We start from the raw sequence: 12,747 nt of genomic DNA, 5'->3' as shown, positions 1-12,747 counted from the left end.
GAGAGTTCTTCTTGACCTTGGCCGGCTTGGCGATGCCCTGAGCGATCTTTTCCTTACGAGTGAGGGGCTTGACCTGCTCCTTCTGCTTGGCAAGGGCAGCCACGCGAGCGCGGTTGCGTTCGATAACCTTGGGATCGACCTTTGCGGATTCTGCGCCGGAGCGAAGTTCCGTGACCAGCACCTCGGTATAGCCCTGACGATGACCGTTACGGCGTTCGTAACGGGTGCGACGCTTCTTCTTGAACACGATGATGGTGTCGTACTTGCCGTGGGCAAGGACTTCGACCTTCACGGAGGCGTCATTCAGGACAGGGGTGCCGACTTGCACTTCTTTTCCTGCGAAAAGAAGGACGGACTTGAGCTCCAGTTCGGAACCAACAGCGGCGTCAAGAGTGGGGACCTTGTAGGCCTTGCCCAGCTCGACTTTATACTGGAAACCACCTGTTTCAACAATAGAATACATTTTGTAATCCTTTTTTTGGTTGCTATTGGGGCCACAAATATAGTAAAAGTTTGGGGAGTGTAAAGGGGTTTTGGGGAAAAAGAGCCAAATTCCGCATTTCAAGCATATTTCTCTCGCACCTTTCCACTCGTCCCCTGTCTAATTTCTATCTTTACACCGAAATTTCCATAAAGGACACCCGAATGAACAAGATTATGAGCCTTGACGGCGACTGGCAGATGAAATGGGACACTGAAGATTCCGGCATCTCCAATCGCTGGTATGCGACATACCCCGAAAACACCGAAACCGTTACTGTCCCCCACATCTGGGAACGCGCTTTCAGCAAGCTCCTGATGTCCCAGGATTGCGCATACTACTTCAAGCGGTTCACCCTGGACGACGAAAAGCTGGTCGCCAAACGCGTTTTCCTGCGTTTCGAGCGCATTTCGACCCACGCCTCCATCTGGCTCAACGGTAAGTTCCTGGGAACGCACTTTGGCGCCTACACCTCCTTCATCCTGGAAACCCAGAAGGCGCTCAAGATTGGCGAAGAAAACATTCTCTGCGTGCGCGTGGCCAACATGGGTGCCGCCAACAGCCGCATCGACTTCGGCCGCGAAAGCCGCGAAGGAGCCGACGACCGTTACGCCCACCCGAGCGAAATGCCGGTTGGCCTCCCGTGGAACCAGTACCCCTTCGGCGGTATCTACGGCCACGTGGACCTCATCCTCGGTAACGCGGCATTCATTTCCGATGTGCACCTCGAACCGGACATGGACCAGGAAAGGGTCACCGTCGAGACGACGTTCAACAACCCGCGCGGATTCCAGACCCGCCTGCGCATCCTCATGAAGAGCCCGAGCGGCGACGTGTACGAAAGCTACAAGACGCTCAAGCTCGACCGCGAAAACGCAACGACCAAGATGGTCCTCGGCATCAAGGACTGGAAAAAGGACAAGTGCGTGTGGAGCCCGGACAAGCCCAACCTGTTCGCCATCGAGCTCCAGCTCGAAATCAAGGGCAACAAGGGCAAGGCCCCCGAGTATTCCTTCCCCGTCGTCAAGACGTTCAGCTTCCGCAAGTTTGACTGCCTCAAGGGCGACTACTACCTGAACGACCAGATTCTCAAGATCCAGGGTGTCAGCTACAACCAGCAATGGAGCGAAGGCGGCCTCTGGACCACCGACAACCCCAAGCTCGAAAAAGACCTCCGCGCCGTGAAGGCGGCAGGATTCAACGCCATCCGCAGCTGCGGCGCTCCGCTCAGCACCGACGCTCTGGACATCTGCGACCGCATCGGCCTTTTGGTGTTCCAGGAATTCCCGTTCCACACGATGCGCTCCACCCCGCAGGGCCTCGAAATTGCGAAGAAACTCATCAACGATATCGTCAAGGAACAGCAGCACCATCCGTGTATCGCCGTGTGGGTCCTCGGCTCCGAGAACGGCACCTTCATGCTCCAGAACGGCAACAAGCTCCTGAACATGATTAGCCCGCTCGACATGTGCCGCCCGGCCATCAGCAACCTCGACAGTATCTACCTCGACAACGAAGGCGCCTTCTACAAGGATACCGGCAAGCTCCTGCCCGTCTCGAACGACAGGATTTTCCAGTACGCCACGTTGCGCATCAACCCGCGCCTGAACCCGAGCGCGGCCTACACGCATTACCTCGCCCACTGCTTCGACAAGGAAAACGACGAGCTCGACATTCCGGATACCGGCCTCGGCGACTCGAACTTCCAGGAAGGCGAAGAAAACTTCGCAGCCGATATCGAGAACAAGCTGCTGGTCACGCTCAAGAACCACACCTTGCTCCCGAACAAGCCGACCAACATCAACGGTCCGCGCTGCATCAAGAGCCAGAAGGAAATCAAGAACCTCTACAAGGCCGTCGAAACCTTCCTGAGCGAAAGCGGCAAGTCCGTCTGGGCCTCTTTCGAAGACTTCAACAAGGACCTCCGCGCCATCGCGACCAAGAGCAAGCTTGACCAGATTACCGCTCTCCAGAGCAACCCGCAGGTCGCCGGCTTCTTCCTCGACCAGTGGGCCGACTACGGCACCGACTTCAGCGGCATCTGCAACGAGAACCGCGAAAGCAAGGGCCTCGAGAAGTTCACCCGTGAAATCACCGCGCCGAGCCGCGTGCTCATCAGCGAACTGGAACACGTGGTCACCCCGCAGAGCGAAATCAACTTCCAGCTCACGCTGCTCAACAACAGCCGCTGCGAAAACGTGGAAGTCGAAGTCTCGCTGCTGGAAAACGACAAGGTGCTTTCTACCCAGACCATCACCCCGGAAGAGCCCGCCGGCAAGACGAGCCTTACCCAGCTGGGCATCTGCACGATGGTCGCCCCGCGCAACCTGGGCTTCTACCAGATCAAGCTCACGCTCAAGGACAACGGCAAGGAAATCCATTCCTCCTTCGAAGACCTGATTGTCATCGAGCAGTCCGACGTGAAGAGCGCGATGAAGAAGGTCTGCTTCCTCGACGAAAACGAGGAATCGAGCGACGCCCTCGCCGCACTCTCCGGTCCGGAACAGATTATCTTCACGGCCAACCTGAGTTCCTGGCCCGACGAAATCCTTTACAAGATTATCGACGTCACGAAGAACGGCGGCAAGACGCTCCTGCTCTCCGACCTCACGACCGAAGATATCGACTTCCTGAACCAGAGCCACCACTTCGATTCGACAATCGAAGCCCAGTGGTCTACCGGCGCAAAGGAAATCAGCGTCCACTACCTCCCCGAAGGTTCCCCGCTCCTGCACGTGTTCGGCAACAAGAAGGTTCTCGACCACAACTCGGCAGCGGCCATGCCGGGCATCTCGCTGAACGAGCTCCCGAATGCGACCGTCTACGCACGTTCCGTCAGCATCAAGGACGGCGAAGTCAAGACGGGCGTCGACCTGCAGCTCTACCCGTTCGGCAAGGGACGCATCATGTTCAACCAGTTCAGCGTTATCGAAGGTCTCGAAACGAACGCACTGGCCGACAGGCTCTTCAAGGCCATCGTCGACCTGCTCTAATTGGTTATACGGTTAATTTGAAATCGGTCCGATCCGTCGGGCCGATTTTTTCTTTTATTCGTTTGCGGACGAATCCTGGACGCAGCGGACGGACAGCCCGAATTCTGCATAAGTCTCGTCAATGGAGCCCGAAGCACGGCCGGAGACAAAACCCGCACTGTTCATGTTGTTCGGGCGCACTTCGGTCGATGTCCACAAGTAGGCGTTCTCGCCGCCGTAAAAGAAGTGCTTCATGTAGTAATAACCGCCCGGCACGATGCGCATTCCGTAAGCATCGTCGTTCTTGTCGGATTCCGGCCAGCCTTCCGAAGCCTTCAATGCTGTTCCCGCCACTTCGACACCGCCGACATCCTCGTACAATCTCATGAATTCTTCCTTGGAAGGGAGATGCCAGCCCGCAGGGCAAGCCTTCGTGGCTGCGCTCCAGTGGTAGAGCCGCCCGTAGGTTTCGCAGTTCTCCTCCACGTTTCCGTAGCACCAGGACTTGCCGTAAAAGTCCCCTTTCTTGTCGGCATCATAGAACTTCATGTTCTCGGCCATCCAGACTTGCGCGCCCACCTTCACGGTCTTGTACACGCGATTGTCGCGAGGGTCGGTAAACGGAGTACCTTCCTGCACTAGACTTTCTACCGCCGGTTCAGCGGGAGCATCGGATTCCGCGTCGGTACACGCCCAAACGAGGACGGCCAGAAACGCTGCGCCCAGCATGAAATTAACGGAGATGTCCTTTACAGAAACGTTCTTCACAATCCCCCACTACAGATGCACATGGAAAGCGAGTCCAAACGCAAAAGGAAAAAGAAATGTAGCATAAAATGGATTTCTGGCATCTAAAAAAATGTTTTCATCCTGAAAAACCGATTTTTATGCACAAAAAAGGACCCTAGCGCAGAGAGAGAGCGCCGGGCCCTAATCACCCAAGTCCGATATTCGCAACTATTCACCCTCGTCGCGAATAAAAACAAACCTGTAAATTTTAAAATAACTCCAAACGGGAGAAAAACCAAATTTCTATATTAAAAAATATGACTCAAACATATTCCAATTTGGACCAATACTCTGATATTTTGGCAAATAACGCCAAAAACGCAAGCAAGAATCTCCGCACGCTGACCGCCGAGAAGAGGAGCGCCGTGCTGAACCTCGTGGCAAAACTCATCCGCGAGAAGAAACCGGAGATTTTGGCCGCCAACAAGCTTGACCTCGAAGCCGCCGCCGGAAAGCTCGACGACTCGAAGATAGACCGCTTGACCCTGAATGACGCCCGCATCGAGGCCATGGCCAAGGGTGCCGAAGAAATTGCCTCCTTTGCCGACCCGCTGAACCGCGTGCTCGAAAGCCGCGAACTCAAGAACGGCATCAAGATTAGCCGCGTTGCCGTGCCTATCGGCGCTGTATTCTTTATTTTCGAAAGCCGCCCGAACGTGACGATTGACGGCGCATGCCTCTGCTTCAAGGCGGGCAATGCCGTGATTTTGCGCGGCGGCAAGGAATCGCTCAACTCCGCGAAGTGCCTCGCCGGGATTTTCCACGAAGCGCTTGCCGCAAACGGCATCAACGAAGACGCCGTGCAGCTCGTGACCGAAACGAGCCACGACCTGGTGGGCATGCTCTTGCAGCGCAACGACTGCATCGACCTCGTGATTCCCCGCGGTGGCGAACGCCTGATCCGCGCCGTCGTGGAACAGAGCAAGATTCCCGTGATCAAGCACTTCAACGGCATCTGCCACGTGTACGTGGACAAGTCCGCCGACATCGACAAGGCGGTGAACATTCTCATCAACGCCAAGACGCAGCGCACCGGCGTGTGCAACGCCATGGAATGCGTGATTATCGACCGCCATATCGATGACGCCAACGTCAAGAAACTCCTGGATTGCCTCGCCGACCGTGGCGTGGAACTCTTCGGCAACAAGGATGCCCAGAGCCACGACAGCCGCATCGCAGACATCGGCGACGACAGCAATTACCACCACGAATACTTGGCCCTCAAGGCAAGCGTCAAGTTCGTCGACAACGTCGCCGAAGCCTGCGACCACATCGAGAAGAACAGCAGCCGCCACACCGAAGCCGTCGTTGCCGAAGACGCCAGCGTGCAGGACTACTTTGTCGCGAACGTAGACAGCAGCAGCGTGATGGTGAACGCCAGTACGCGCTTTGCCGACGGTGGCGAATACGGCCTCGGCGCCGAAGTGGGAATTTCTACCGACAAGCTGCACGCCCGCGGCCCCATGGGCGTGGAAAGCCTCTGCAGCTACAAGTGGATTCTCCGCGGCAACGGGCAGGTGCGCGGCTAAGCGCCAGCCCCTAACAATAATTCCATAGAAAATGCCTCGGCATAATTGCCGAGGCAAATTTGTTATATAATCTCTATCAGGATTCTTCCGAGTCTTCTTCTTGCAACTTGAGGACCTGTTTTTTGTAGAGGCCAGTCACAGCGCAAATTTTTTCAACGGAGTCACCCATAGCCAGCAACTTCCTCGCGATTGCCTTGGAGACGCGTTCCTCAGCGACATATACTTCATATGCGGTATCCAACGACATCATACCCTCCTTCAGGAGATATCCCGAACTAAAGTTACATAATTTGACGGCGTCGCGCAAGCCCCTGAAGATAGGGTCTCCCTCAAATTCACTAAAATCAGCATCGCGGTTCAAGGTGTCGATGGCTCGGAGCCATTGGGCTAAACGACAGTTATCTTCTGCGAATGCGCTTGCACGCTCAAAGAATTTCTTCACCTCGATGATGGTGATGGTCTGTTTCTCAAAGAATAGCAGATGTTCCTGATTTCGCAGTTGCACTGTATGGCGGTAATTATGCGACATACTCCACGGGAACGCATCAAAAAACTGGAAACTGATAAGCTGAAGGTTCTTGAGCTTTGGTATCTCGCCGCTCGCCACCATGTTACCGGTGTGGCGCGCCACGTAAAAAACGAGTCTGTCATTATAGAAGTCACTTCCCTCATGTTGCACGTCCAAGGAAATCCGGTCGCAGGGTTCGCCATCGTTGCGTTCGTTAACAAGCACCAGATCGGGTTCACTTGACTTGTAGCCCAATTCGCCAGGTATGTAAGGATTCGTCAATTTCGCATTCAAGATGCGCTCCGACCCCACGAGATTCAGACAGGCGTTTACGAGGTCCTTCGTGAGGGCGAGATTCCTTTCGTCGGCGAAAATTCTCTTGAAGCACGCATCGTTGTAGACATAGACATTTTTATTTTCATACTCCTTGACGAATGCGTCGACATCGCCACCATTGTCGTTTATTTTTCTGAGTTCCTTGAGAAATTCGGCAAATTCTTCTCGAATCATATGCTTTTCCCATTCCGGGACGCGCCGGTGCGCAAACGAGAGAAAACCCGTCTGTACTTATAGATGTTTTTACGGCGTTTTTTGTCCGAGCAAATAGGAAATTTTTCAAATGAATCTAAGGGTTTTCACCATAGTTAGTCTTTAAGGCATCTTACGGATAAACCATCTTTTTTTTCAAAAGCCATTATTCCAAGGACATTGCCATACCTTGCATCATTTTTCAAGATACGTGATATAGCATATTCTTCGGGCGGAAGAGTCGCTTCTTTTCCATCCGTTTCTGACGCTGTCCAAAAAAAAGCATCTCCATCGGTTTTTCCACCTTGGGTAAAATAACGAGTACCTTTACGATAACCCGAACCAAGGAGTATACTGAAACCAAATATGTCATATTTCCCCGTTTCCAAACTTTCAAGGCTTTCTCCAAGTTTAATGTCACCTCTATGTTCATTTGCATAATCAACCAAAATACGGTATTCGGACGTATCAGGCAAATGCCATCCGTCCGGGCAGACAGTCAAGGCTTTTTCCCAGGTATATAGGCGTCCCCATTGTGTACAATTTGAATCTTTCAAATCAAAACACGAACTCAAAGTATCCGATTTGTAGTTCAAGTTCTGGGCCATCCATACCTGTTCGCCGATTTGCACGGTCCTGTACACTTGCGAGTCACGTACATCCAGATACTCGCCGTATTCTATCTCGGGGTTGAGATACTTGGTCGTGACGCACTTGTACTCTTCGCAATCGTAGAGTTTTGAAGGGATGACAACCGTGCTGCTGGACGACTTCGCAGAACTCGACGAAGACTTCGCGCTACTGCTCGATGATTTCGGTTTGCTGCTGGATGATTTCGCAGAACTCGACGAGGATTTTTGACTGCTACTGGATGTTTTTACACTGCTGCTGGACGATTCCTTCTCTTCGCCGCTACTCGAAGAGACCACCTCACTTGACGAGGAGCCTTTCAAGCTGCTTGAAGATCGGGCCAAACTGGAGGAGGATTTTGCTTTGCCGCTCGAAGACGTTTCGGCAAGCTTATTGTCCTTAGAAGTGCTAGACTTCGCTTTGCTGCTAGAGGATTCCTTTATAGAGGAGGACTGATCCTTGCTGCTGGAAGACTCCGGTTCCGCTATTATCGATGACGAAGGTTCGTCAGGGACAACCGGATTGTTCCCTGACGATTTATCATCACCACATCCGATTAGGAAAACGAATGTGAACAGAAATAAAAGGAATCTTTTCGCCATCTTCATAAATTTAAAACAATAAGCCCTGTATTTCACCAATGCAGGGCCGTTTGTTATACGTTGCTTTTAGGACTCTTCCGTATCTTCATTCTGCAATTTGAGGACCTGTTTCTTGTAAAGGCCCGTTGCTGCGCAAATTTTTTCAACGGAATCCCCCATGGCGAGCAGTTTCCTCGCTATCGCCTTGGCCTTTCTCTCTTCGCCGATGTATTCGGCGTAAACGACATCCATCACCTTCATACCCTCCTTCAGGAGATATCCCGAACTAAAGTTATATAATTTGACGGCGTCGCGCAAGTCCTTGAAGATAGGGTCGCCCTCGAATTCGCTGAAATCGGCCTCCCGGTTCAGCGTGTCGATGGCGCGGAGCCACTGGGCAAGGCGGCTGCGGTCTTCGGCGAATGCGCTTGTCTGCTCAAAGAACTTTTTCACCTCGATGATGGTGATGGTCTGCTTCTCGAAGAAAAGCAGATGCTCCTGGTTCCGCAGCTGCACCGTATGGCGGTAATTGTGCGACATGCTCCACGGGAACGCGTCGAAGAACTGGAAACTGACAAGCTGGAGATTCTTGAGTTTCGGAATCTCGCCGCTCGCCACCATGTTGCCGGTGTGGCGCGCCACGTAGAAGACAAGCCTGTCGTTGTAAAAATCGCTTCCCTCGTGTTGCACTTCCAGGGAAATCCGGTCGCAGGGCTCGCCGTCGTTTCGCTCGTTAACAAGCACCAGGTCGGGTTCGCCCGACTTGTATCCCAGCTCGCCGGGGATGTAGGGGTTCGTCAGTTTCACGTTGGCGATGCGATCTGAACCCACGAGGTTCAGGCAGGCGTTCACAAGATCCTTCGTGAGGGCGATGTTCCTTTCGTCAGCGAAAATCCTCTTGAAACATGCGTCGTTGTAGACGTAGACATTTTCGTTCTCGCGCGCCTTGACGATAGCGTCGATGTCCTGGTTGTTCTCCTTGGCCGTCTTGAGATCCTTGAGAAATTTGGCAAATTCTTCTCTAGTCATAATGTTCCCTTTTGCGGGTACGCCCCCGTTGGCGGACAGGGGACAGTCCCCCGTCTGCATGTATAGACGTTTTTGCGGGGAAATTTTTCCGGGAATTTGTAGTAAAAAGATGTTTTCGGCGGGCAAAAAAAAGTTTCACAGGTGGTTTTCTGTTTATACAGAAAAGAGCAACCTTTAAGGCCGCCCGATTTGCGCGTTATTGACGATGAGTGACGAATTTTTTGAGGGGGGCTTGGCGGTTAGCAACCTAGTCCTGGCGCTACTTCGTAGCGCAGGACTTTCGGCTTGGTCATGTCCAAACAAGTTTGGTCGTGACCCTCGGCTTGCTAGTCCTTAAGGCAACGAACAGAGAACCCGTGGCCCTTATTGAGGCCGTACAGGTACGCATTGTCGTCGCAGTAGTACAAGAACATGAAGTACGCGAGGCTGCTACCGTACTCCGTAGAACTCCAAAAGTCCGCGTTGGGGCCCTCGTAGTCGTAATTCCCATCGTAGTCCCTGTAGCCAGCAGGCAACGCCGAGAAGGAATAGGCGTCCGAGCCATTGCCTTTGGAATACCAGCCTTCCGTGGACTTTAGCATTACTCCTGCCGTTTCTCCCCCCCCTACCGCATTGAACAGGGCGTTCCATTCCGTGGTATCGGGCAGGTGCCAGCCTTCAGGGCATACACCACGAACCTTGACGTTGTCGAGGTTGCAGATTTCCCCATAACCGCAACCATTAGCCGTGTTATCAGATATAATACCAGCGCTATCCATTGCCGCGCTCCACAGGTACAAGCGGCCATATTTCTCGCAATTAGCGGGGTCATTATCATAACAATAGCTAGAAGAGTCTCCTTCGCCTCCATTATATGTCTGCTGAATATATCTATAGTTCAAATTTTCCGCCATCCACCACTGTTCACCGATTTTCACCGTCTTGTAAGTCTGTCCGTCCCTGTCGTCCGTCAGGGTGCCATATTCGCAGTTGTCCTCAGTCTCGGTTTTACAAGGCAAAGCCACAGAACTCGATGAGCTGTTTTTTTCATCTGAACTACTAGACTTGCCATCTTTACTGCTGCTGGACGTTTTTACCGCGCTAGAACTTGACCGTGATTTGTCGCTGCTGCTAGAGTCACTTGCCTTATTAGAACTAGACTTCGCTTTTGCGCTTGACGAGGACTTTTTCTCCGAGTCCGGCTGAATCGCCTTAGTCAACGAATCGTCAACGACCCAGAGCCCCTTCTTACAGACATAGGCAGAATCCTCGTCTTCCACATAGGCAGTCTTGCCGTTGCGATCCCCTGTGCAAGCAGGCAAGTCGTCAAAAGAGGGAACTACTGTATCGACATTCTCGCCAGATTCAGCATCCTTGGCAGAGTCGGAGTCCTTGTTCTGAATCGATTCCGTCAAGGAATCATTGACCGTCCAGCGCTTGCTTTCGCAGACATAGGCCTTCTTCTCATCTTCCACATAAGCGGTAGCGCCTTCGTGATCCCTCGTGCAAGATGGCAAGTCGTCAAAAGTGGAAACTACTGTATCGACATTCTCGCCAGGTTCAGCATCCTTGGGGTCGGTTCCCTTGCTGTCGCCACCGCAAGCCGAAAGCGCAAGCAACAAGGCCCACAAAGCAAGACCTAAACAAAAACGACTCATGATACCCCCTTGGTGACATTCATTTGGGAAATCTACACTTTCTTCAACGCATCGTCAACCTGAATAGATTGCTTCGGGACTGTTCGTCCCTCGCAATGACATTGTGGGGAGGTTGCTTACAGCCAATTTTGTCTTTAAAATTTTCTAAAACTTGATCTTGTAGATCTGCGGCCAGTTTTTCCCTGTGACCCACAGGTTCTTGCCGTCGTAGGCGATTCCGTTCAGCACGTCGGCGGAGGGATAGCGTTTTTTCACGTCCTTGGCCTTGGCGGAGAAATCCAGGTACTTGACAACCTTGCCGCTGGGGAGTTCGATGACGGCGATTAGCGCCGTCTGCCAGATGTTGGCGTAAAGCGTGTTCCCGACCACTTCCAATTCGTTGAGCATAGGCACAGGCCTACCTTCATCGGTCACATGGATTGTTCCGATGACGTTGAATGCTCCCAGGGCGATTTTCAAAAGTTCATCCGAACCGTTACTCATGAGCAGGGCGTCGTGCCAATACGTAAGCCCCCATCCTTCTGTCGGGATGCGGAACTCGCCCTTCGCCTTGAACGGCTTGCGATTGTAGATAAACGCTTTTTTCGATTTCCAAGTGAGGTAGAAGATGTCCTCCCCCACGGCCACGGAACCCTCGCCGAAATAGCGTTCAACAAGGCGTGCGGAATCGAGGATTTTCCCTTCGAGCGTGCGGCGGTAAAGTCCCGAGCCGCCATACTGGCCCGTACTTTCGATCAAATCGGAACCGTCAAAGAAAAGGCCTTGCGTAAAATGGGACGTCTCGTGCGAAACGGAATCCACAATGGTCGGCACAACGCGCGGGGTTTCGGCAAATACGAGAGACGAGAGAAGGAAGACGAGAGGCAGGAGACGAGAGATGAGAGAGGATCCCTTCGGCAGGCTCAGGGATCTTATCACCAAAAGAAAACTTCGGTTGAAAATGCTCATGGCGTAAAATTACTAAATTACTTGGCATGGGCGAACTCAGGACACCGGCCAAGGTCAAGATTATCGTGGGCATCCTCGCAAAAGATTCGCAAGCGGTCGAATCGGTACGGGAGACTTTGTGCGAAAAGTTCGGCCCCGAAGACCTGAACCTAGCCCCATTCCCCTTTACGTTCACCAACTACTACGTTGACGAAATCGGCAGCGCCCCCGTCCGCGCGTTCTTCAGCTACGAGAACCTGGTGGAACGCGAAACCATCGTAGACATCAAGCTCTGGACAAACGATATCGAGCTCGAAATCGCCGAAAAGAACGGCACTCCGGGGTTGCGGCCCGTGAACCTCGACCCGGGCTACATGACACTCGGGCAGTTTTTCCTCGCCACCACCAAGGACCAGCGCCAGCGCGTGTACATGCAGCGCGGGATCTTCGTGGAGCCGACGCTTTACTTCCAGGACGGGCACTTCCACGCCTTCGACTGGACCTACCGCGATTACCAGAGCGAAAAGTACATCCAATATTTGGAACAAGTCCGCGCCCGCCTCGCCTACCAGATGAGCACGGGAAAGCCGTACCGACTCAGACGAGAGAACGGCCCTACGGGCCTACAGACGAAAGACGAGAGAGGCTCCAGGCCCGAGGCTCGAGAAACAAAAGGAGATGCCCGTCAAGGCGGGCATGACACAGTTTAACCACTAGATTCTAAATCCTAGCCCCTAAACCCTAAACTTATGAAAGCCGGAATTTTTACCATCCTCCTCCTCATCATCAGCAACGTGTTCATGACCGCCGCCTGGTACGGCAACCTCAAGCTGAAGGAAATGCACATCAGCACCGACTGGCCGCTCATCCTCGTGATTCTCGCGTCGTGGGGCGTGGCACTCATTGAGTACTTCTTCATGATCCCGGCCAACACCATCGGCAGCCGCATCAATGGCGGGCCGTTCAGCCTCATGCAGCTCAAGGTCATCCAGGAAGCCATCTCCATCACCGTATTCACGGTCATCGCGACCACGGTATTCAACAACGAAGCGCTCCAGTGGAACCACATCGTCGCCTTCGTACTGATTGTCGCCGCGGTGTTCTTCGCATTCCTCAGGTAGCCCGCAGGAGTTTAC

At 53.1% G+C, this 12,747-nt stretch carries 11 protein-coding genes; 4 read left to right on the top strand and 7 right to left on the bottom strand.

Translation table 11 applies throughout. The features are described from left to right. The coding region (gene rplU, locus Q0Y46_RS09560) for a 50S ribosomal protein L21 (RefSeq protein ID WP_297946946.1) at positions 1 to 463 on the bottom strand (463 nt) is incomplete at its 3' end. A gap of 182 nt (positions 464 to 645) precedes the next feature. On the opposite strand from rplU, the gene Q0Y46_RS09555 reads away from it, so the two are divergent. Beyond that, a complete protein-coding gene (locus Q0Y46_RS09555; RefSeq protein ID WP_295684754.1) occupies positions 646 to 3,474 on the top strand; it encodes a sugar-binding domain-containing protein in 2,829 nt (942 codons plus the stop codon). Between the two features lie 54 nt (positions 3,475 to 3,528). Here Q0Y46_RS09555 and Q0Y46_RS09550 read toward each other — a convergent pair whose 3' ends face one another. After that, entirely contained in the window at positions 3,529 to 4,221 is a 693-nt protein-coding gene (locus Q0Y46_RS09550; protein WP_297946943.1) for a fibrobacter succinogenes major paralogous domain-containing protein, read from the bottom strand. Positions 4,222 to 4,499: 278 nt separating this feature from the next. Between Q0Y46_RS09550 and Q0Y46_RS09545 the strand changes: the two genes are divergently transcribed. Then, on the top strand, positions 4,500 to 5,771 hold the full coding sequence (locus tag Q0Y46_RS09545; RefSeq protein ID WP_297946941.1) for a glutamate-5-semialdehyde dehydrogenase: 1,272 nt from the start codon (positions 4,500 to 4,502) through the stop codon (positions 5,769 to 5,771). Positions 5,772 to 5,847: 76 nt separating this feature from the next. Here Q0Y46_RS09545 and Q0Y46_RS09540 read toward each other — a convergent pair whose 3' ends face one another. From Q0Y46_RS09540 to Q0Y46_RS09520, 5 genes are all read right to left on the bottom strand, one after another. After that, positions 5,848 to 6,789, bottom strand: coding sequence for a PD-(D/E)XK nuclease family transposase (locus Q0Y46_RS09540; RefSeq protein ID WP_297946939.1), 942 nt, complete (start codon positions 6,787 to 6,789; stop codon positions 5,848 to 5,850). A gap of 134 nt (positions 6,790 to 6,923) precedes the next feature. Continuing rightward, positions 6,924 to 8,039 carry an FISUMP domain-containing protein gene (locus Q0Y46_RS09535; protein ID WP_297946937.1) on the bottom strand — a complete coding sequence of 372 codons (1,116 nt, stop codon included), beginning with the start codon at positions 8,037 to 8,039 and terminating at the stop codon, positions 6,924 to 6,926. Positions 8,040 to 8,105: 66 nt separating this feature from the next. Beyond that, a complete protein-coding gene (locus Q0Y46_RS09530; RefSeq protein ID WP_297946934.1) occupies positions 8,106 to 9,047 on the bottom strand; it encodes a PD-(D/E)XK nuclease family transposase in 942 nt (313 codons plus the stop codon). A gap of 326 nt (positions 9,048 to 9,373) precedes the next feature. Further along, positions 9,374 to 10,684 carry a fibrobacter succinogenes major paralogous domain-containing protein gene (locus Q0Y46_RS09525; RefSeq protein WP_297946932.1) on the bottom strand — a complete coding sequence of 437 codons (1,311 nt, stop codon included), beginning with the start codon at positions 10,682 to 10,684 and terminating at the stop codon, positions 9,374 to 9,376. Positions 10,685 to 10,828: 144 nt separating this feature from the next. Further along, positions 10,829 to 11,602 (bottom strand): glutaminyl-peptide cyclotransferase, encoded by a 774-nt coding sequence (locus Q0Y46_RS09520; RefSeq protein ID WP_297946930.1) that lies wholly within the window; start codon positions 11,600 to 11,602, stop codon positions 10,829 to 10,831. Between the two features lie 56 nt (positions 11,603 to 11,658). Between Q0Y46_RS09520 and Q0Y46_RS09515 the strand changes: the two genes are divergently transcribed. Both Q0Y46_RS09515 and Q0Y46_RS09510 read left to right on the top strand, forming a co-directional pair. Beyond that, a complete protein-coding gene (locus tag Q0Y46_RS09515) occupies positions 11,659 to 12,321 on the top strand; it encodes a DUF4416 family protein (RefSeq protein ID WP_297946928.1) in 663 nt (220 codons plus the stop codon). A 39-nt stretch (positions 12,322 to 12,360) separates the two neighbouring features. Beyond that, on the top strand, positions 12,361 to 12,732 hold the full coding sequence (locus Q0Y46_RS09510) for a DMT family protein (RefSeq protein ID WP_290960322.1): 372 nt from the start codon (positions 12,361 to 12,363) through the stop codon (positions 12,730 to 12,732). The last annotated feature ends 15 nt before the right edge of the window (positions 12,733 to 12,747 follow it).

It is taken from the genome of uncultured Fibrobacter sp. (assembly GCF_947305105.1).
Taxonomy (GTDB): Bacteria; Fibrobacterota; Fibrobacteria; order Fibrobacterales; family Fibrobacteraceae; genus Fibrobacter.
The sequence above is the reverse complement of the archived record's forward strand: the minus strand, read 5'-3'. Positions and strand labels throughout refer to the sequence as shown.